The following is a 19,211-nucleotide window of genomic DNA, read 5'->3' as shown; positions in this document are numbered from 1 at the left end:
TATCGGCGGGTCGGCGGCTTGTTCAAATATAGGGCGCTATGACGATATCGCCGTCCGCATAGCGGAAAGACACGCGCTGCATGCCTTCTTTAATGAAACGCGTATTGCGCCCGATTACGATTTTCGTGCCGCCGTAAACGATGTTCACGGCATCGACTTTGGCGCGCTCCATATCCTCCAGCGACTTCTCGATCTCCAGCACGCGTTCCTTGTTCACGGCGATTTCCTCGATCGACGCGCGTTTGGTCGAGCCCAGCTTGACGCGCATCGCCATCCGGTCGGGCGGCAGCTGGCCGGCCGCGGCCATCTGATCAAGCAGCGCAAGCGCCTTCTCGGATTTATCCAGATTTTCGCTTAGCTGCTTGATTTGGCCTCGCCGTTCCAGCAGTTCGCTTCTGAGCTCCGGACGAACGCCGACCTCGATGACGGTAGCCGTCGACATCGTATTGCCGATCGTTCTCGCGACAACCCGTTCGCCGGCTTGAATGCTGCCGCCGACGACCAGTCCTTTCGTTCCCGTGCACAGCACGTTGCGCCCTGCGCGAACTTGAGAGTGCATAATGCTCTGGGAGACGATCACGTCGTCGGCCGCCGTCACGTTGCCGTCTTGAATAAAGGAGCATTTGACGTTCTTGCCCGCCTTGATGTATCCCTTGTTGGTCGCAAGCACGCCGCCGGTGATCTCGATGGAGCCGTCCGTTTCCATAACGGCGCCTTCAACGCCGCCGATGACGCGAATATCGCCCGCGGCCTTCACCTTGAAGCCCGTTAACACATTGCCCCGAATAACGACATTGCCGACGAAGTCGATATTCCCGACCTTGTAGTCCACGTCTCCGTTGACTTCGAACACCGGGAACACATTGACTTTGGCCTTATCGGTCATGGCGATCAAGCCGTCGATCGCGGCATACATCGCCGTTTGCTCCGGATTGAGCACGACGTTCTTGCCCAGCTTGAAGTACGCTTCTTTGCCGTTACGGCTCGGAATCGGCTCACCCGTGACGGCGGTCCCGTCCTTGCCGAGCGTCGCCTTCACCTTCTCCGCGATCAGCTGGCCGCGCTTGACGTTCTTCAGCTGCGTCACTTCCTTGAAATCAACCTTGCCGCTTTCAAGCTCCAACGGTTGATATTCGCCTTCGTTCATATCGTAGGCGAACCGGATGTACCCGTCCTCTCCGCTTACCGGAGCGTCGCCCTTCGCGATTAACGTCTGGCTGTGGAAATATCGGCTCGGCAGCTTGACCAGCTGATCGATCACGTCACGCATTACGCCGTACTTAATGCCGTGGCTCTTCAGGAAATCGTCCAACTGCTCGGCCGTGCAGGAGAAATTATCGTCCGCCACGTTGAAGGTTAAGTAAGCGGCCAGTTTGTCCGGCGATTGCTGGATCACAAGATAATGCTGTAAGTTTTCTGTCGTAGTCAATACTGCCCCTCCTTTACGGTCTAATGCTGCATCAATTGGTCTTTTTGTTTCTCCAATGCCCCCCGAAGTCTCAGAATCGCTTTGGAATGCAGCTGCGAAATTCGCGAAGGCGACAATGACATGACCTCGGCGATTTCGCTCAACGACAGTTCCTCGTAGTAGAACAGCGATATCACGGTTCTTTCCTTCTCGGTCAGACGATCGATGCCGCGAATCAGCGATTCTTTCAAGAAGAACTCATGGACCTTATAATCCGGGTTTTTCGCTTTCTCGTCGATAAGCAGCGAAAGTCTCGTTTCCGACTCTTCGTCCCGGATCGGATCCTCGAGGGAACAAACGGTCGTGACCGCGATTTCCTGCAGCATGACGCCGAATTCCTTCTCGGACACGGACAAGTAGCCGCTGATTTCCGTATCGCTCACCGAACGCATATATTGCTGCTCCAATATTTGATAAGCTTCTTCAATCCGCTTCGCTTTCTCGCGCACGGAACGCGGAACCCAGTCTCCCTGTCGCAAGCCGTCAATGATCGCGCCGCGAATACGCCAGGAAGCATAGGTTTCGAATTGAAGACCTCTTCTATAATCGAATTTTTCAATGGCATCGATAAGTCCCATCACGCCGTTGCTCGCCAAGTCGTCTTTGGAGACATTCTTCGGCAGGCCGATCGCCATCCGGTTGCTGACGTATTCGACCAAAGTCAAATACTGTTCGATCAGCCGCTTCTTTGCTTCGATATCCCCGTCTTCTTTCCATTTCCGCCAAATCTCGATGTTAGACAAGTGAGGCGCTTTCGGCTCAATCATCTTTTCACCCTCCTGTTAGGTGACGTATTGCTTTTGCCAGTTCTTCAGGCTCTTTGTTCTGGGTCGACACTAATTTGGGAGGCGACAGCGGTTTAAAGTCAGGCGGTTGGCCCGTTTCCGGCAGTGCGCTTCCATCCATCTGATGCTTCAGCAGCTCGTTCAGCTCATCGCCCTGGTCGGGCGTGGCATAGTCAATCGTTTGTCCTTTGTCTTCGATAGCGGCGTCGGCGTCGCTCCCCATCCGAAACGCCGAGACCGGGCTAGGCCGCAAAATAAACGCAATCAGCGCCCTGAACGGATAAGCGACCGCGAAAAAAGCGAGAAAAGCGTATAGACACCGGAGGCCCGTAATTGCAAGCCCGTTGCTGCTCAATGAGAAAAGCAACGTCAACAAGCTTCCGACAATGCCAAGCATGACATTCCAGCGCCATGAACCGATCATGTTAAATCTCCTTTACTCCTTGCTGAACGCTGCGGATCGTCAAGACGCCGCTCATGCAGCAGAATTCGATCGTTCTGCCGTAGTTCGCCCCCGTGTCTTCCGACAGCAGCGGGATATGGAACTGTTTCAGCATTTGTTTGCAGGACTCCACGTTCCGCGGACCGATCCGCATGGAATCGTTATTCGTATTGAAGGCGAACATTTGCGCGCCCCCGGCCATTTTCGCGACGAACCGCCTCGGTTCGGCGCCCTCCTGCCGCATCAGTTCGATGAGGCGGGGAATGGACGTGTCCGCGTATTTCGCCATGTTGATTGAAGCTTCCCTGGCGATCTCGGAAGACGGAAGCATGACATGCGCCATTCCGGCCACCTTGGTTCGTTCGTCGAATAAAGTCAATCCGACGCAGGAACCGAGTCCGGTCGTTTTCAGAATGGCTCCGCCGGCCGCAACCTTCAGGTCCGCCATACCCACTTTCACAACATGTTCATCGTTCATTCGTTAGGCACTCCCAAGGCGCTGAAAATTTTATCAAACGATTCCGGATCCGGGATGAGGAAGAAATGGCCCGCCAGCACTTCCTTCCCTTCCAGAAACGCCGTATCGATCAACAACGCGGAATCCCCCATCTCGCCATATTGCACGAGCCCGTAGCTGAGAATGGCCCCGGCCATGTCTACGGCAATGCCGGGAACGGTCGGCGACAGGTACAAATGCGTAAAGTCCGCCAAAGACGATAAGTACGAGCCGGCCAAAATATTGCCGATCTCCCCGAGCGCGGAAAATTCCATTTCGGAATAGCCCTCGTCCTGAACGTCCAAGGCGAGCAAACCGCGCAGCAGCTTCTTCGCCGAATCCTCATGGATGATAAAAAACATATTCCCCGGCGCTTCGCCCTCGACGCGAAGGAACACCGCGATGACGACCTGTTCGCTGCCGCCGACTTTATCGGCGATCCGCTCGAACGGGACGAGGCTGACGGTCGGCACCCTCATGTCGACAGGCTTGTCCAGAAGGCGGGACAAGGCGGTGGCGGCGTTGCCCGCGCCGATATTCCCGACTTCCTTCAAGACATCCAGCTTGAACGCTTCCAATCTGTTCAGCAGATCCACGTCGTTTACGCCTCTTGCTGTTCCAGTTGGATGATCTCGCTCTTGTTCAGCACTTCGGACAAGTTAAGCATGATCAGCAGTCTGTCGTCGCCAATCTTTGCTACGCCGCGCAAATATTTGGCCTTGATGCCGCCTACGACCTCGGGAGGCGTATCGATCGTGTCGGAATCGATATCGATGACGTCATTCGCAGTGTCGACGATGAAGCCCACTTCCAGATCGTTCACGGCCACGATGATGATGCGAGAGCCGTCGGTCGGTTCGGATTCAGGCAATCCGAATCGTCCGCGCAAATCGATGACCGGAATGACAACCCCCCGCAAGTTGATGACGCCTTTGACGAAAGAGAGGGTTTTCGGCACGCGCGTGATCGGCATCATCCGCTCGATCGTACGCACTTTATCCACTTCGATGCCGTATTCCTCATCGGCCAAACCAAACACGATCACTTTCATTTCCTCACCCATACGTAAACCCTCCTTTATTTGATCAGCGCGTTCGGATCCACGATCAACGCGACTTGCCCGTCCCCGAGAATCGTTGCGCCCGAGATCGCTTCGATGTTCGTCAAATATTTGCCCAGCGACTTCAGGACGATTTCGCTCTGTCCCAGAAACTCGTCGACCGTAACGGCCCCGATCTTATTGCCTTTGCGAATGACGACGATTTCCGTCTCGCGCTCTTCTTCTTCGGAGAAAGACGTGCAGTCCAGCACCTGAGCGAGCGATATGAGCGGAATGACGGAGCCGCGGTAATCGATCATGCGATTGCCGTGGATCTTGCGAATCTGCTCCCTTGGCACGATGGCCGTCTCGACGATGGACGACAGCGGGATCGCATACTTCTCGCTTCCCAGCTTGACGAGCATCGCGGCAATGATCGACAGCGTCAACGGCAGCTGGATCGAGAACTTCGTCCCTCGGCCTTGCACGGACTCGACGGTGACGTGACCGCCGAGCGATTCGATCTTCGTCTTCACGACATCCAGTCCGACGCCGCGTCCCGAAATATCCGAGATTTTGTCCGCCGTGCTGAAGCCCGGGGCGAAAATCAGCATATGGATCTCGCTGTCGGTCAGCCGCTTGGCGGAGTCGGCATCGACGACGCCGTTCTTGATCGCCGTCTGTTTGACTTTCTCCCCATTGATGCCTCGGCCGTCCTCTTCAACTTCGATGAAGACATGGTTGCCGCTATGGTAAGCGCGCAGATTGACGGTCCCCGTCTCCGGCTTGCCCGCCGCGATCCGATCGGCGATCGACTCGATGCCGTGGTCCATGGAGTTGCGAAGCAAGTGAACGAGCGGATCGCCGATCTCGTCGATCACCGTGCGGTCGAGCTCCGTATCCGCTCCGGTGATGACAAGGTCGACTTTCTTATCGAGCGATTTGGCCAAATCGCGAACCATGCGCGGAAAGCGGTTGAACACGGACTCGACGGGAACCATGCGAAGCTTCAGCACGATATTTTGCAAATCGCTGCTGACGCGGGACATATGCTCCACGGTCTCGGTCAAATCGTTGCGCCGGACCTCGCTCGCAAGCTGCTCCAGCCGCACGCGGTCGATGAGCAGCTCGCTGAACAGGTTCATCAGCGAGTCCAGCCGTTCGATATCGACGCGGATCGTGCGCGATCCGCCGCCGCCCGATGCGGCCGGCGCCTGCGCCGCGGCCGCTTGAGGCGCCGCTGCCGGAGCCGCGGCTGCCGCGGTCTGGGCTTGCGCCGCGGCAACGGTTTCTTGCGCGATCGAGGCGGCTGCGGCCGGCGCGCCGTTCCCGGCGGAAGCGCCGAGCTGCATCAGCGATTCTGTATCCAGCTGCGTAACGGCCGCGCTCTCGATTTCGGATACGGACTCGATCCCCTTGCGCAGCTCGTCTTCCGAAATGCTGGCGATCGTGAATACCGTGAAGGAACGGTCGAACTTCTCCTGCTCGATCTCTTGGGAGCTCGGCGTCGATTTCACGATTTCGCCGTTGCGCTCGAGGAAGTCGAACACCATATAGGCCCGTGCCGCTTTGAGCACGCAATCCTCGCGTACGGTAACGACGACATGGAATACGGACATGCCGGCTTCGATGGATTGCAGCAGGATCGAGCTTTGGAACTGATCAAGCGAGCTGCCGTCGTCGCCGCCGGCGGTCTGCGCAGCAGCTTGCGCGGCGCCTTGATGCTTGTGATCGCCCTTCACGATCGTTTTCAGATCGGTGACGATCGCGGTTACGTCGGCTTTGCCGGTTCCGCCGTTCGTCACGTCCTGCACCATCGATTCCAACGCGTCCAAGCCCTTGAACAAGGTATCGAAAATAAACTGGTCCATGCCGAGCTTGTGATTGCGTACGAGGTCCAGCACATTCTCCATTTCATGCGTGAGCGACGCCAGATCCTCGAAGCCCATCGTTGCCGACATGCCTTTCAGCGTATGCGCCGAACGAAATATGACTTGGACGATGCTGATATCGTCCGGGGCGCTCTCCAGCTTCAGCAAGTTCTCGTTAAGCGACTGCAAGTGATCGTTCGATTCGTCGATAAACATTGAAAGATAAGCGTTCATATCCATGTTCATGCACCTCCTGCGCGAGTGGTTAATACCCGAATCCATCCATTATTTTCTGACGGCCGCCGTCAGTGCCGGCGCGATGCCTTTGAGCGGCAGCACGGTCTTCGCGGCGCCCGCCTCGACGGCCGAACGCGGCATGCCGTAGACGACGCAAGTCTCTTCCGACTCTGCAATGGCCGTTACCGCGCCGCTCTCGTTCAACTTCTTCATGCCTTTCACGCCGTCGTTGCCCATGCCTGTCATGATGACGGCATGCCGTCTTAATTCAGGGAATGCAGCGCAAGACTCGAACAACATGTCGACGGACGGCCGATGGCCGCTCCGCGGCGCTTCGTCCGACAGCTTGATGCAGTACCCGCCGCTGTCCTTGGCAAGCTCCAGATGATAGCCGCCAGGCGCGATGTATACGACGCCGGCGTAGACGCGTTCGCCATGCTCGGCTTCCGTCACGCGCACGCTGCTGAAGGTGTCCAGCCGCTGCGCGAGCGAGCGCGTGAACTTAGGCGGCATGTGCTGGACGACCAGCACCGGTGCGGGAAAGTCTTCGGGCAGCGCCGTGATCACTTCATGCAGCGCCCGCGGACCGCCGGTCGAAGTGCCGATGGCCACGAGATGCTGGAAGGCCTGCGCCGGTTTCGCGTTCTGCTTCGGCGGGCGCGACGGCTCCGGATCGAAGGAAGGGGCCGCCTGAAGCTTCGCCGCTTCGATCTGCTGAGCCGCTTCGCGCGACGGCGCGGCAGGTCCGGCTGACGGTTCGTCAAGCGGCTTCCCGCGCTGCTCCGCCGGCGCGGCGGCCGTGGCTGCTTTCGCCTTCCGCCCGAATAAGCCGGATGCCGACGAGCGCTTATCGGCCGTCAGCCTGTCGAACGCCTTCTTGTCCGGCGTTTGCTTGTCCGGCATTTGCTTACCTGCTGCGGGCTGCTTGTCCGCGGCTCGCTCGTTCGGGAGCTGCTTGCCGGCCGTTGATCTATCGGTTGCCGGCTTTTGCGTATCCGAGGTCGCGACGGGCTTCGCCTTGTCCGGCGCCTCGCCTGCAGGATGATCCGCTTCATACAAGCGCGAATAGCGTTTCGTGAGAACGGCGATCCGAAGCTTCTCCAGCAGCTGCTCGCCGACCTGGCGAATGTCCGGCGACAGCGGGCCCGACGGCTTCCGGATGAAATCGAAGGCGCCGCTCTGCAGCGCTTTGATCGTTTCCCTCGTTCCGTCGTCGCTGATGCTGGACATCATGATGATGGGCACTGGATGAATGCGCATGATGCGCTCAAGCGCGTCCAGGCCGTTCATCTCGGGCATTTCCAAATCCATCGTGATGATATCCGGCTTGTGCAGGCGTACCGCATCAATCGCCTCGCGGCCGTTGTTGGCTGTCGCAATGACAGTGAAATGCGAGTCCGCTTCGATCAGATCGCATATGATTTGCCGCATGAACGCGGAATCGTCTACGACAAGCACGCGGGATGTCGTGCTCATACGCCAGCCTCCTATCTCTTCAAAGGAATTGTTATGATCGTTTAAACATACGCTGCAGGAACCCTTTGACGCCGCTGTTCGCGGATGCGGGAGAACCGGAGGCATCGGCGAACCTTACGGCGATTTCGTTGATAGATTTGGAAGCCCCGGTACCGGGAAAAGAAATCGTAAACGGAGTCTGCTTCTTCACGGCTTTCATGACGTTCGGATCGTCCGGCATAATGCCGAGCACCGGAATTTCGAGCTCCAGGAACCGGCGGGCGACGAGCGCGATTTTGTCCGCCGTCGCTTTCCCTTCCCTGGCGTCCACGGCACGGTTGACGAGGAGCTTGAACTTCACGCCGTCTTCCATCGCGGTTACCATCTTGATCAGCGCGTAAGCGTCCGTCAAGGAAGTCGGTTCTGGCGTCGTGACGACGATCGTTTCCTGCGCCGCGGCGATGAATTTCACCGTTTCCTTGGATAAGCCCGCTCCGGTATCGAAGATAATGACGTCGTACTGGCCTTGCAGACGGCCGATTTGCTCCGTGAAGTAATCGAGCTGCGAAGTCGAGAGATCAAGCAAGTCCTTGAAGCCGGAGCCGCCGGCGATAAAATGCACCCCTTGCGGGCCTTCCTGGATAATCTCCCAAATCGTCTTCTCTTGCTTCAATAGATGATAGAGACTGTACGTCGACGAAATGCCCATGAGCACGTCGATATTCGCCATGCTGATGTCGGCGTCGAAGACGAGCACTTTCTTGCCGAGCCGCGATAAGGCGAGCGCGAAATTCAAGCTGAAATTCGATTTGCCTACGCCGCCCTTCCCGCTGGTCACCGTCACGATGCGCGTTATTCGGCCTTCGCCTCGCAATTCTTGATTGCGAACCATATGCCGCAGCGCTTCTGCCTGGTCATTCATGCGAATCCCCCAACAGCTGCGCTACGTAAGCCGAAGCGCGGAACGCTGCGATGTCGTCGGGTACCGTCTGGCCGTAAGCGACAAAGGCCGGCTTCAGCCCGTACGCCATCGCCAAGTTCAGAACGGAGCCGACGGCGCTCGTCTCGTCCTGCTTCGTATACACGACGCGCGTAACGCCGAATTTCGTGAAATTGTCCGCAACCGCGGACATATCGCTGAATTTGCCTGTCAGGCTGAGCACCAGGAAGGTCTCCGAGTGGGTCCCGGTTTGAAGCAGGCTGTTGACTTCAGACACGTACAATTCGTTGCGGAAGTTGCGTCCGGCCGTATCCATGAAGATCAGCTCGCGATCGTCCAGCGCCTTGAATGCGCGCGCGACTTCGGACGGCGAGAACACCACCTCGAGCGGAACGTTCAAGATGGTCGCGTAGGTGCGCAGCTGATCGACCGCCGCGATCCGGTACGTATCGGAAGTAATGAATCCGACCTTCCGGCCTGTCTTCAACGTCTGTTCGGCGGCCAGCTTCGCAATGGTCGTCGTCTTGCCGACGCCGGTCGGGCCGACGAAGTGAACGACCCTCGTATCGCCGTGAATCGCGCCATCCTCGAAATCTCTCAACCAGTCCAGCAATACCGATTCCGCGATTTGCCATACCGTCGAACGTTCGACGGCATCCGGCGGTTGCCCGCCCGAACCCGATTCGAGCCGGGCCTCGACGGCTTCCATCATCCGATCGATCCATTGCTCTGCGACTTCCTGCTCCTCGAGCCGGTCATACAGCTCCTGCACGGCGGCAGGCCTGGATTTCAAGCGCTGCTGGGCGGACATCCGCATGATCCATTGCTTCATATCGCGAATTTCTTCCATTAACAGGTCTTCCGACATCCGCTGCCGGCCCGCTTCCGCCGCCGGAGGCGAGGCTGAAGCGGCGGCCGTGCCGGATGCCAAGTTCCCGCCCGGCAAGTCGCCGCGGCCCGTCGGCTGCGCGGTTGCCGTTCGCGCTGCATAGACGGCTGCCGGCGCAGCAGCTTTGACGTACGTTTCCTGCTCCGGGGCAAGCATCGCGGTCGCTGCCGGCCTAACAGCCGGCGCTTCCCCGGCCTGACGGTCCCGGCTTGCCGCCGCAGCCGCAGTCGATATCGCAGCGGCCATCGATGCGACCGCCTCAGGCGACGGCGACGGCTTCGAGGCCGGCGCCGCCGGGCGGCCGGGCGGCCTCGCGCCGTCGCGCCCGCCCGACTCTATCGCCGCGATGACTTCGGTCTTCTTCTTCCTGAACATGCCAAGAAACCCGCCTACGCGAATTTCCTTCGTATTCAATATGACGGCATCGACGCCGAGCTCGCTGCGGATCATGGGCAGTGCCTCAGGTAATGCATTGACGACATAGCGCTTTACCTTCATAGATTCACCACTCCAATGCTTTGAACTTCAATGCTGGGCTCAAGCTCGCTGTACGACAGAACCGGCACGTCCTGCATCGTGCGTTCGACGATTTGGCGCAGATACATGCGAATCGTCGGCGATGCCAGCACGATCGGCTGATGCCCCGACTGAATCTGCCTGTTCACCTGTTCGTTCAGCTTCTGATAGATCGTCTGCGTCGCGACGGGATCGAGCGCCAAATAACTGCCTTGATCGGACGATTGAACGGATTCCGCGATTTTCTTCTCCAGGGACGGTCCGACCGTGATGACGCGAAGCGTGTCCCCTTGATTCGAGAACTGCAGCGTGATTTGTCTCGACAGCCCTTGCCGCACGTACTCCGTCAAGATATCGGGATCTTTCGTATAGGCGCCGTGATCGGCAAGCGTTTCGAAAATCGTAACCATATCGCGGATCGAAATTTTCTCGCGAAGCAGCTTGGAAAATACTTTCTGGATATCGCCGACGTTCAGAATCGAAGGGATCAGCTCGTCCACGAGCGCAGGATACGACTCTCTGACATTATCGATCAGCGCCTTCGTTTCCTGGCGTCCGATCAGTTCATGCGCGTGGCGCTTGATCAGCTCCGTCAAATGCGTCGCGACGACGGATGGCGGGTCGACGACGGTGTAGCCGGTCAATTCGGCGCGCTCTTTCGTCGATTCGTCGATCCACATCGCCGGCAGGCCGAACGCGGGCTCGATCGTTTCGATGCCGACGATGCTCTCGTCCTCGAAACCGGGACTCATGGCCAAGTAATGATTGAGCAGCAGCTCGCCTCTGGCGATCGTATTGCCTTTGATTTTGATGATATATTCGTTCGGCTTCAGCTGGATGTTGTCCCTTATCCGGATGACCGGGACGACCAGGCCGAGCTCAAGCGCGCATTGCCGCCGGATCATGATAATCCGGTCGAGCAAATCGCCGCCCTGCTGCGTATCGGCGAGCGGAATAAGGCCGTAACCGAATTCGAATTCGATCGGATCCACCTGGAGCAGGCTGATGACGCTTTCCGGGCTTCGAACCTCTTCGATTTCCTGCTCCTCCACAAGCTGCTCTTCGGCTTGCATTTGCTTCGTCTGGTTCTGCTGCATCCGGTATGCGGCGAAGGCGATAATGGCCGCGAACGGAAGCGTAGCGAAGATGCCGATCGGCGTTCCGATACCAAGCAGCGTAATGGTAGCGGCTACGATGTACAGCAGCTTCGGATAGCGGAACAGCTGCGTCGTCACGTCATGCGCCATGTTGCCTTCGGATGCCGCCCGCGTCACGATCAAGCCGGTAGCCGTCGAAATCAGCAAAGCCGGAATTTGACTGACCAGACCGTCGCCGATCGTCAGGATGGAGAACGTCGACAGCGACTCCGAGAAAGACAGTCCGTGCACCGCCATGCCGATAATGAAGCCGCCGATCAGGTTGATGAACAGGATGATGATGGAGGCGATCGCGTCGCCTTTCACGAACTTGCTCGCACCGTCCATGGAACCGTAGAAGTCGGCTTCGCGCTCGATCTTCTGCCGGCGCTCTCTCGCTTGCTGTTCGTTGATCAAGCCGGCGTTCAAGTCGGCGTCGATGCTCATCTGCTTGCCCGGCATCGCGTCGAGCGTAAACCGTGCGGCAACTTCGGCAACGCGCTCGGAGCCTTTCGTAATGACGATGAACTGCACGACGACCAGAATGAGGAAGACGACGAAGCCGATCGCGATCTGCCCGCCGGCAACCCAATTGCCGAACGTTTCCACGACGGAGCCCGCTTCCGCCTTCGAGAGAATATTCCGGGTCGTCGAAATATTGAGCGCCAGCCGGAACAGCGTCGTGACCAGCAACAACGAAGGGAATATCGAGAATTGCAGCGCGTCTTGCGTATTCATGGAGATGAGCAATATCATCAATGCAATGGATATGTTAATCATCAGCAGAACGCTGAGCAGCGGAGTCGGAATCGGAATAACCATCATCAGCACGATGCCGATAATGCCAATCAGTATGGTTAAATCTCTAGCCTTCATGACGTTCCTCCTCCATCGGATAGCGGCTTTATTTCACTTTGTTTTTAAGCTTATATACATAAGCCAGCACTTCCGCCACAGCTTGGAACAAGTCGGCCGGCACCGTATCCCCGATATCCGTCCGATCGTACAACGCTCTGGCGAGCGGCCTGTTTTCCATCATTATGACCCCATGCTCTTTCGCGATCTCTTTGATCCGAAGAGCCACGAAGTCCATGCCTTTGGCGATGATCGTCGGCGCTTCCATCTTCGATCCGTCGTACTGCAGCGCGATTGCAAAGTGCGTCGGGTTCGTAATGACTACGTCCGCTTTCGGCACCTGCTGCATCATCCGCTGGAGCGCCATTCTGCGCTGGCGTTCGCGGATTTTGCCTTTGATCAACGGATCGCCTTCGGCTTTCTTGAACTCGTCTTTAATATCCTGTTTCGACATTCGCAGGTTTTTCTCGTGCTCGTAACGTTTATAGAAGTAATCGAATCCGGCGAGCACGACGAGAATCGAACCGATTTCGACCCCCAGCCTCAACGTGACGCTGGCGATGAACCCGAAGATATTCCCGACCGATACGGTAGCCAGACTAAGAATGCGGTCTCGTTCTTGCCAGATCGTCATGTAGACGACAAGTCCGATCAACAGCAGCTTCAAGATGTTCTTGACGAACTCGACGGCGGAATGCATCGAGAAAATGTTTTTGAATCCTTTGACCGGGTTGATTTTGCCGAAATTCATTTTGAACGCTTGGCCCGTAAACAGGAGGCCGACTTGCATGTAATTGACCAACAGCCCGATCACGATCGTAATCATGAAGATCGGGGCTAGCAGGACGAAGCCTTGCATCAATATATCGGAGAACAGCGTAATGACGTTGCCCTTCGTCACTTCCATCAGCATCTTCTGTTCCAGCAGCATGCCGAACATGTGCAGGAGCCGATCTTTATAGTAGCCGCCCAGCATCATGAAGCTGAGAAACACGAACAGCAGGATGATTGCGGCAGGAAGCTCCTGGCTCTTCGCCACCTGTCCTTTCTTTCGTGCCTCCTGCCGCTTCTTTGGCGTTGCACGCTCCGTTTTTTCTTGCGAGAACAGCTGTAGATCGAGCGTCCAACGGTAATTCGTCATCTCATAGGCCTCCGACTCAAGGTGGATCGTCTGTCGCCGTCGTTCCGGCGGCGCGCGTTAAGCTGCAGGACCTTGCAGGATCGAGAACAGCTTCTGCATTGCGCTGAACATTTGTTCGAAAATATGCTCGTAAATCGTGACGAGGCCCGGCATCAGCACGGCCAGCATCAGCAAGCCGACGAGAATCTTGATCGGCATCCCGATGACGAACACGTTATACTGCGGCGCCGTACGGGCTAGCAGTCCAAGTCCGATATCCGTCAAGAACATGGCCGCCACGAGCGGTGCGGACATTTGAAGCGCCAGCATGATCGTCTGTCCCGCCATGCCGGTGAGAAAGGTCGTGATGCTGCCGGACTTCAAATGCAGGAACAGCGTATTCGACAGCGGTATCCATTCATAGCTTTGCAGCAGCGCCGAAAGCAAATAATGATGCCCGTTGATCGACAAGAACAGGAGCGTTGCGATCATGCCTTTGAAATTGCCGATCAGCGGCGCCGACGCTCCCGTCATCGGATCGATGATATTCGCCATCCCGAATCCCATCTGCATATCGATGAAGCTGCCGGCGGTATTGATGATCGTGAAGAACAAGTAAGCGACGAAACCGAGCAGCGCCCCGACGAGCGATTCGCGGATAATCGCCAATATGTATTCGGCGTCCGGCACGATCGTTTGTTTCATGCCGTACGTGAGAAAGACGAGCAAGGAAACGAAAAAGCTGAATCCGATCTTGAACATATTCGGCACGTTTCGCGTGGAAAAGATGGGCGCCACGACGAAAAATGCTGTAATTCGACAAAAAATAAGCAAAAAAATAGGGAACCCTTGAAGAAACAACTCCATCGATTCACAGCCCTATCCGATGTATTTATACAAGTTATTCAGCAGGTTGTAAGTGAAATCGACCAGCGTGTTCAATATCCATGGACCAAATAGCAAGATGGACAGCATGACCGCCGCCACTTTCGGAACGAATGCCAGCGTCTGCTCCTGAATTTGCGTCGTCGCTTGAAAGATGCTGACGATCAGACCGACGACCAAACCGATCACAAGCATTGGAGCGCTGGCCTTTAACACCGTGTAAACCGCCTGCGCAGCCAAAGCGATGATGAAATCCGAACTCATGATTGCACTCCTCTCCGCAGGGGCTATGTCGTATTAAAACTTAACAATAACGACTTGATGACCAGGTACCAGCCGTCTACGAGAACGAAGAGCAAAATTTTGAACGGAAGGGATATCATGACCGGCGGCAGCATCATCATCCCCATCGCCATCAAGGTGCTGGCAACGACCATGTCGATGATCAGAAACGGAATGAAGATCATGAAGCCCATTTGGAACGAGGTGCGAAGCTCGCTCATGGCGTAGGCCGGAACCATGACGGTGATCGGAATATCCGAGTACGTCTTGGGCTGTTCCGTCTTCGTGTACTTCATGAACAATTCCAGATCCTTTTGCCGCGTCTGCTGGAACATGAATTTCTTCATCGGGTCCGCCGCTTTGCTGAGCGCCTCCGTCTGCGTGATCTCGCCTTTCAGGTACGGCTGAAGCGCAACGTCGTTAACCGCGCTGATCGTCGGCGACATGATGAAGAACGTCAAGAACATGGCCAGTCCGATCAACACTTGGTTAGGCGGCATCGACTGCGTGCCGAGCGAGGTCCGCACGAAACCGAGCACGATCACGATCCGCGTAAAGCTTGTCATCAGCACCAGAATGCCCGGCGCGACGCTGAGTACCGTTATTATTAATAGAAGCGATAGAGCGCTCGTCCCCGGCTGATCGCTTCCTTGGTCGCCGATGCTCACGCTGACGTTAGGAAGCGGTTCTGCGAAGGCATGCGCGTGGAACATCAGGCCGATCAATTGAAAAGCCAGTACCGTTAGTGCGATTTTTTTGTTCATTCGTCCAACAACCGATCATTGTGATTTTGCTCTTTAAGCAGCTCTTCGACTTTCTGCTTCCGATCCGCCTGCCGCTTCATGCCGTTGTCGAGCAGTTCCTTGAACGAAACATTCGATGACTGCCATTGTTCGTCGGTCGGTTCTTGGGACGATTGCTTGCCGCGCAATCTTGCCAGAAAGTCCGCCATCGTCGGCGTGTTCCAGTTACGGCCGTTCTGCTGTTCGATGGCGTCCAGAATCGCCGCGGCCGTATCGGGATCGTCGATTTTATCGAGCAGCGTGATGCTCTCCCCAACCCCGACCACATAGAGGCGCCCCGACAGCTCCACGACCTGGAGCGACTTATTCTGTCCAAGCGGGATGCCGCCGAGCGAGCGCAGCGCTCTGTTCGTGCCCCAGCCGCGATTGCGGCTGGCCAGCCACTTGATCAGAAGCACGATAAGACCGATGACGAGCAGAAGCGCGACAATGACCCAGATCAAGTAGCCGATGCCCGCTCCGACATCCGGTTTCCCTTCGTCGTTGCCGTTCGCCGCCGAAGCGAGACTTGCTGTCGTTAGCCAGCCTGAGACCGCTAGTCCAGCAAGTCGGGAAGCGTTCCACACGTTCATCTTCTTAACCTAACGTTTTCTTAATCGCTTCAATAACGCGGTCAGCTTGGAACGGCTTCACGATGAAGTCCTTCGCGCCGGCTTGAATCGCATCGATAACCATGGCCTGCTGTCCCATTGCCGAGCACATGATCACTTTGGCGTTGCCGTCGATTTTCTTGATTTCTTTCAATGCAACGATACCGTCCATTTCGGGCATCGTAATGTCCATCGTAATGAGATCCGGCTTCAGTTCCTTGAACTTCTCGATTGCTTGCGCGCCGTCCGGCGCTTCCCCTACGACTTCGTAGCCGTTCTTCGTCAGAATGTCGCGGATCATCATTCTCATAAAAGCTGCGTCGTCAACGATCAAAATGCGGTTTGCCATTGCTTCTTCCCCCTATGATGTTATTGTAACTTTTGGATACGATCCCATTGGCTGACAATATCCGTTACGCGAACGCCGAAATTCTCGTCGATAACGACGACTTCGCCCTTGGCGATCAGCTTGTTATTGACCAAAATATCGACCGGCTCGCCCGCTAGCTTGTCCAGCTCAATGATGGAACCTTGAGACAATTCAAGAATATCTTTGATTTGTTTCTGAGTCCTTCCTAATTCTACTGTTACCTTAAGCGGTATGTCGAGCAATAAATTCAAATTCGATTCGTCCGGCTGGACGTAAGGCGTGCCTTGAAAATTCGCGAATTGCACCGGTTGAACATTGACGTTGCGATTCGGCATGTTGCCGTACGTTTGCGGCCCTGTCGGCGCTGGCGCCGCGTACTGCGGAGCCGGCGGCTGCATCGGAGCGGCGTATTGGCCTGACGGAGCGGACGAAGGCGTATGTACGGGCGCTGCCATCGGTTCGGCATAGGCTGCTGCTACAGGCGGCGCTGCCACGCTCGCTTCGATCGGCGGCGCCGCTTGCGCGACGGCCGGCTCTGCCGCCGGCGCTGCCTCGGATGTCCCGCCCATCAGCGTGTCTACCATTTCTTTGGCGAACGAAATCGGCAGCAGCTGCATGATCGTCGAATCGATCAAATCCCCGATCGTCAATCGGAAGGAGACTTTAATGAAGAGATCGTCAGGCGGCAGCTTCTCTACGCCTTCGCCGTTCGCGACATCCAGTATGTCGATGCCGGGCGGCGAGATGTTCACGAAACGGTTGAAGATCGTCGACATCGACGTCGCCGACGAGCCCATCATTTGATTCATCGCTTCCTGAACGGCGCTGATATGGATTTCGTTCAATTCGCTGCCGAGCAGCTTGCCTTCGCCGCCAAGCATCAGATCCGCGATCGTTTGCGCGTCCTTCGTCTTGATCACGAGCGAGTTGATGCCTTGGAAGCCGTCGACGTAGCTGACCGAGACCGCGACATGCGGTTTCGGAAACTCTTCGTCGAGCTCGTGCCGCTTGATGAGAGACACCTTCGGCGTCGTAATGTCGACCTTGCGGCCCAGCAGCGTCGACAACGCCGTCGCCGCGCTTCCGAATGTAATGTTGCCGATTTCGCCAAGCGCGTCCTGCTCGATCGAGCTTAAGTACGTATTCAGCTCCTGTTCGCGGCTAAGCGGCTCTTCCGTAACGGGTTCATCGGAAGATTGACGCAGCAAGGCATCGATTTCTTCTTGCGATAAGTAATCTTTACTCGTCATATTCTTCTTCCACTCCTTCGGTGAGAACTTCATTGATTTGAACGGCCATGCGGTCTTTGACCGAGCCCGGACTGCCGGAGTATTTCAGCTTATCTCCGACTTTGATATCAAGACCTTGGTCGATTGATTTATTCAATGAAATGACATCCCCAATCGAAAGACCCAGAAACTCGCGGATCGAAATGCTGGAGCTCCCCAGCTCGCATACGATCGGCAGCTTCGCCTTGCTTACCCGCTGCTTCAGCACTTCGACTTCCTCGGGCGCCCTCGTTTTCTTCTGCGAGACGAACCAGTGGTGAACGGACAAGCGCGGCATGATCGGCTCGATGACGACATGCGGGATACACAGGTTGATCATGCCCGTCGTGTCGCCGATCTTGGTGCTGAGCGAAATGAGAGCAATGGTTTCATTCGGTGAAACGATTTGCATGAACTGCGGATTCGTTTCCAGCGCTTCAAGCCGCGGCTGGATGTCGATGATCGTCTTCCAGGCTTCCTGCAGGCTCTCGAACGTCCGGCTGAAAATCCGCTCCATGATCGTCGTTTCGATTTCCGTCAACGCATTGATTTTGGAAGGCGCCACGCCTTGTCCGCCCAGCATGCGGTCCAGCATCGCATAAGCGATGTTCGGGTGCACCTCCAGCACCATGCGTCCTTCGAGCGGCTCCGCTTCGAAGATATTCAGAATCGTCATCTTCGGAATGGAGCGTATGAATTCGTCGTATGGCAGTTGTTCGACATCGACAACGTTTATTTGTACGAAAGTACGAAGCTGCGCTGAGAAATAAGTGGTCAAATATCGCGCGAAGTTTTCGTGTATTCGAGTCAAGCTGCGGATATGATCCTTCGAGAAACGAACCGCGCGTTTAAATTCGTATACACGAATCTTCTTCTGCGTCTCTTCCTTTTTCAAATCTTCTGCATCCATCTCGCCGGATGATAAGGCAGCAAGCAGCGCGTCAATCTCGTTCTGCGACAAAACATCAACCATTTTTCTCACCTCCTTTAGGCGGCTTGCTGCATGAGCTTACGATGATTACAGCTTCGAAATGATAGAATCCGTAATTTCCACTTTCGTGAGCTTGCCGCCGCCCGGCAGCTCCGCGTTTATTAAATTAAGCAGTTCCGCGCAAAGCTTGTCTTTCCCCTTCGAGCCATTGATTTCCTCCGGCTTCATGTCGGAAATCGTACGAATAATGATCGGCTTAATCTGAATGTCTTTGATTTTGTCGAAATCTTTCTTCGTCGATTTGGTATCCAGCTGAAAAGCAAAGCCAAGAACTGCGATATAATCTTGGTCCAGTAAATTCGTTTGAATTTTGTCGATCGTGCTGGTCAATTCAACGCGCTTGTCCGCAGACAGCTCAACGGTTTTGACGGATGCCGCGTCTTTCGCCGCTTTCGCCGTCGTGTCCTTCGCCCCTTTGTCGTCAAACACGGAGTTAAACAAAATGACCGCAACGATCGCAATCAAGGTGATCGCAAGCAAAATGGTAATGAGCCATGGCAGCATTTTCTTCATTCGATGGTTCCCTCCGATTGATCACTCTTAATGGTCGCCGCATAGACGCCGATCGAGCGCAGGTAGGACTGTATGGAGGAAATGACTTCGTTTGCTTTCTCCAACACCAGTATTTTCTTGCCTGTCGTGAGCGTAATCAATGTATCCGGATTTTCTTCGACCAGCTCGATAAGCAGCGCGTTGAGATATAGCTTCTTTCCGTTCAAACGCGTCACGGCAATCATGGGCTTCCTCCTTAACCTGAAGGAGAGGCGGCGGGC

Annotated in this window: 21 protein-coding genes; all 21 read right to left on the bottom strand. The window is 55.9% G+C overall.

The genetic code is table 11. The annotated features are described in order from the left end of the window. Positions 1–22 precede the first annotated feature (22 nt). From GXP70_RS12730 to GXP70_RS12630, 21 genes are read right to left on the bottom strand one after another with little or no spacing between them, the layout of a single operon-like run. Positions 23–1,429, bottom strand: a complete 1,407-nt coding sequence (locus tag GXP70_RS12730; protein ID WP_162357160.1) for a flagellar assembly protein A — start codon at positions 1,427–1,429, stop codon at positions 23–25. Positions 1,430–1,449: 20 nt separating this feature from the next. After that, positions 1,450–2,235: a FliA/WhiG family RNA polymerase sigma factor gene (locus GXP70_RS12725; RefSeq protein WP_162357158.1), complete on the bottom strand. Its 786-nt coding sequence runs from the start codon at positions 2,233–2,235 to the stop codon at positions 1,450–1,452. A gap of 4 nt (positions 2,236–2,239) precedes the next feature. Continuing rightward, a complete protein-coding gene (locus GXP70_RS12720; RefSeq protein ID WP_162357156.1) occupies positions 2,240–2,677 on the bottom strand; it encodes a hypothetical protein in 438 nt (145 codons plus the stop codon). A 1-nt stretch (position 2,678) separates the two neighbouring features. Further along, positions 2,679–3,173 carry a chemotaxis protein CheD gene (locus GXP70_RS12715; protein WP_162357154.1) on the bottom strand — a complete coding sequence of 165 codons (495 nt, stop codon included), beginning with the start codon at positions 3,171–3,173 and terminating at the stop codon, positions 2,679–2,681. After that, on the bottom strand, positions 3,170–3,781 hold the full coding sequence (locus tag GXP70_RS12710) for a chemotaxis protein CheC (protein ID WP_404822357.1): 612 nt from the start codon (positions 3,779–3,781) through the stop codon (positions 3,170–3,172). The genes GXP70_RS12715 and GXP70_RS12710 overlap by 4 nt, the downstream gene beginning before the upstream one ends. An 11-nt stretch (positions 3,782–3,792) precedes the next feature. Next, a complete protein-coding gene (locus tag GXP70_RS12705) occupies positions 3,793–4,254 on the bottom strand; it encodes a chemotaxis protein CheW (protein ID WP_162357150.1) in 462 nt (153 codons plus the stop codon). A 14-nt stretch (positions 4,255–4,268) separates the two neighbouring features. After that, on the bottom strand, positions 4,269–6,341 hold the full coding sequence (locus GXP70_RS12700; protein WP_162357149.1) for a chemotaxis protein CheA: 2,073 nt from the start codon (positions 6,339–6,341) through the stop codon (positions 4,269–4,271). Positions 6,342–6,386: 45 nt separating this feature from the next. Further along, positions 6,387–7,814, bottom strand: coding sequence for a protein-glutamate methylesterase/protein-glutamine glutaminase (locus GXP70_RS12695; RefSeq protein WP_162357147.1), 1,428 nt, complete (start codon positions 7,812–7,814; stop codon positions 6,387–6,389). A gap of 31 nt (positions 7,815–7,845) precedes the next feature. Beyond that, positions 7,846–8,715 (bottom strand): MinD/ParA family protein, encoded by an 870-nt coding sequence (locus GXP70_RS12690; protein ID WP_162357145.1) that lies wholly within the window; start codon positions 8,713–8,715, stop codon positions 7,846–7,848. Beyond that, positions 8,708–10,120: a flagellar biosynthesis GTPase FlhF gene (gene flhF / locus GXP70_RS12685; RefSeq protein WP_162357143.1), complete on the bottom strand. Its 1,413-nt coding sequence runs from the start codon at positions 10,118–10,120 to the stop codon at positions 8,708–8,710. Before flhF ends, GXP70_RS12690 begins: the two co-directional genes overlap by 8 nt. Beyond that, a complete protein-coding gene (flhA, locus tag GXP70_RS12680; RefSeq protein WP_162357142.1) occupies positions 10,117–12,150 on the bottom strand; it encodes a flagellar biosynthesis protein FlhA in 2,034 nt (677 codons plus the stop codon). The genes flhF and flhA overlap by 4 nt, the downstream gene beginning before the upstream one ends. 28 nt (positions 12,151–12,178) lie before the next feature. Further along, on the bottom strand, positions 12,179–13,270 hold the full coding sequence (gene flhB / locus GXP70_RS12675; protein ID WP_162357140.1) for a flagellar biosynthesis protein FlhB: 1,092 nt from the start codon (positions 13,268–13,270) through the stop codon (positions 12,179–12,181). Between the two features lie 57 nt (positions 13,271–13,327). Then, positions 13,328–14,116, bottom strand: a complete 789-nt coding sequence (gene fliR / locus GXP70_RS12670; protein ID WP_162357138.1) for a flagellar biosynthetic protein FliR — start codon at positions 14,114–14,116, stop codon at positions 13,328–13,330. Positions 14,117–14,128: 12 nt separating this feature from the next. Continuing rightward, positions 14,129–14,398, bottom strand: coding sequence for a flagellar biosynthesis protein FliQ (gene fliQ / locus GXP70_RS12665; RefSeq protein WP_162357137.1), 270 nt, complete (start codon positions 14,396–14,398; stop codon positions 14,129–14,131). A 23-nt stretch (positions 14,399–14,421) separates the two neighbouring features. Further along, positions 14,422–15,180: a flagellar type III secretion system pore protein FliP gene (gene fliP, locus GXP70_RS12660; RefSeq protein ID WP_162357135.1), complete on the bottom strand. Its 759-nt coding sequence runs from the start codon at positions 15,178–15,180 to the stop codon at positions 14,422–14,424. Next, complete coding sequence (locus tag GXP70_RS12655; RefSeq protein WP_162357133.1) at positions 15,177–15,791, bottom strand: flagellar biosynthetic protein FliO; 615 nt, start codon at positions 15,789–15,791, stop codon at positions 15,177–15,179. Before GXP70_RS12655 ends, fliP begins: the two co-directional genes overlap by 4 nt. Before the next feature lie 4 nt (positions 15,792–15,795). Then, on the bottom strand, positions 15,796–16,158 hold the full coding sequence (locus GXP70_RS12650) for a response regulator (RefSeq protein WP_162357131.1): 363 nt from the start codon (positions 16,156–16,158) through the stop codon (positions 15,796–15,798). Between the two features lie 20 nt (positions 16,159–16,178). Beyond that, positions 16,179–17,429 carry a flagellar motor switch phosphatase FliY gene (gene fliY / locus GXP70_RS12645; protein WP_162357129.1) on the bottom strand — a complete coding sequence of 417 codons (1,251 nt, stop codon included), beginning with the start codon at positions 17,427–17,429 and terminating at the stop codon, positions 16,179–16,181. Continuing rightward, positions 17,419–18,420 carry a flagellar motor switch protein FliM gene (fliM, locus tag GXP70_RS12640; RefSeq protein WP_162357127.1) on the bottom strand — a complete coding sequence of 334 codons (1,002 nt, stop codon included), beginning with the start codon at positions 18,418–18,420 and terminating at the stop codon, positions 17,419–17,421. Before fliM ends, fliY begins: the two co-directional genes overlap by 11 nt. A gap of 45 nt (positions 18,421–18,465) precedes the next feature. Further along, on the bottom strand, positions 18,466–18,951 hold the full coding sequence (locus GXP70_RS12635; protein ID WP_162357125.1) for a flagellar basal body-associated FliL family protein: 486 nt from the start codon (positions 18,949–18,951) through the stop codon (positions 18,466–18,468). Continuing rightward, the gene (locus GXP70_RS12630) at positions 18,948–19,175 is read right to left on the bottom strand and encodes a flagellar FlbD family protein (protein ID WP_162357123.1); all 228 of its coding nucleotides are present in this window, start codon (positions 19,173–19,175) and stop codon (positions 18,948–18,950) included. Before GXP70_RS12630 ends, GXP70_RS12635 begins: the two co-directional genes overlap by 4 nt. Positions 19,176–19,211 lie beyond the last annotated feature (36 nt).

The organism is Paenibacillus lycopersici (assembly GCF_010119935.1).
In the GTDB taxonomy this organism is placed as follows: domain Bacteria; phylum Bacillota; class Bacilli; order Paenibacillales; family Paenibacillaceae; genus Paenibacillus_Z; species Paenibacillus_Z lycopersici.
This window is presented reverse-complemented; position numbering and strand designations above follow the sequence as displayed.

Excerpts from the sequence above, each read along its gene's own strand:
- GXP70_RS12725 (WP_162357158.1), bottom strand. The coding sequence starts at position 2,235 with ATGATTGAGCCGAAAGCGCCTCACTTGTCTAACATCGAGATTTGGCGG.
- GXP70_RS12720 (WP_162357156.1), bottom strand. The coding sequence starts at position 2,677 with ATGATCGGTTCATGGCGCTGGAATGTCATGCTTGGCATTGTCGGAAGC.
- GXP70_RS12715 (WP_162357154.1), bottom strand. The coding sequence starts at position 3,173 with ATGAACGATGAACATGTTGTGAAAGTGGGTATGGCGGACCTGAAGGTT.
- GXP70_RS12705 (WP_162357150.1), bottom strand. The coding sequence starts at position 4,254 with ATGGGTGAGGAAATGAAAGTGATCGTGTTTGGTTTGGCCGATGAGGAA.
- GXP70_RS12700 (WP_162357149.1), bottom strand. The coding sequence starts at position 6,341 with ATGGATATGAACGCTTATCTTTCAATGTTTATCGACGAATCGAACGAT.
- GXP70_RS12695 (WP_162357147.1), bottom strand. The coding sequence starts at position 7,814 with ATGAGCACGACATCCCGCGTGCTTGTCGTAGACGATTCCGCGTTCATG.
- GXP70_RS12690 (WP_162357145.1), bottom strand. The coding sequence starts at position 8,715 with ATGAATGACCAGGCAGAAGCGCTGCGGCATATGGTTCGCAATCAAGAA.
- flhF (WP_162357143.1), bottom strand. The coding sequence starts at position 10,120 with ATGAAGGTAAAGCGCTATGTCGTCAATGCATTACCTGAGGCACTGCCC.
- flhA (WP_162357142.1), bottom strand. The coding sequence starts at position 12,150 with ATGAAGGCTAGAGATTTAACCATACTGATTGGCATTATCGGCATCGTG.
- flhB (WP_162357140.1), bottom strand. The coding sequence starts at position 13,270 with ATGACGAATTACCGTTGGACGCTCGATCTACAGCTGTTCTCGCAAGAA.
- fliR (WP_162357138.1), bottom strand. The coding sequence starts at position 14,116 with ATGGAGTTGTTTCTTCAAGGGTTCCCTATTTTTTTGCTTATTTTTTGT.
- fliQ (WP_162357137.1), bottom strand. The coding sequence starts at position 14,398 with ATGAGTTCGGATTTCATCATCGCTTTGGCTGCGCAGGCGGTTTACACG.
- fliP (WP_162357135.1), bottom strand. The coding sequence starts at position 15,180 with ATGAACAAAAAAATCGCACTAACGGTACTGGCTTTTCAATTGATCGGC.
- GXP70_RS12655 (WP_162357133.1), bottom strand. The coding sequence starts at position 15,791 with ATGAACGTGTGGAACGCTTCCCGACTTGCTGGACTAGCGGTCTCAGGC.
- GXP70_RS12650 (WP_162357131.1), bottom strand. The coding sequence starts at position 16,158 with ATGGCAAACCGCATTTTGATCGTTGACGACGCAGCTTTTATGAGAATG.
- fliY (WP_162357129.1), bottom strand. The coding sequence starts at position 17,429 with ATGACGAGTAAAGATTACTTATCGCAAGAAGAAATCGATGCCTTGCTG.
- fliM (WP_162357127.1), bottom strand. The coding sequence starts at position 18,420 with ATGGTTGATGTTTTGTCGCAGAACGAGATTGACGCGCTGCTTGCTGCC.
- GXP70_RS12635 (WP_162357125.1), bottom strand. The coding sequence starts at position 18,951 with ATGAAGAAAATGCTGCCATGGCTCATTACCATTTTGCTTGCGATCACC.
- GXP70_RS12630 (WP_162357123.1), bottom strand. The coding sequence starts at position 19,175 with ATGATTGCCGTGACGCGTTTGAACGGAAAGAAGCTATATCTCAACGCG.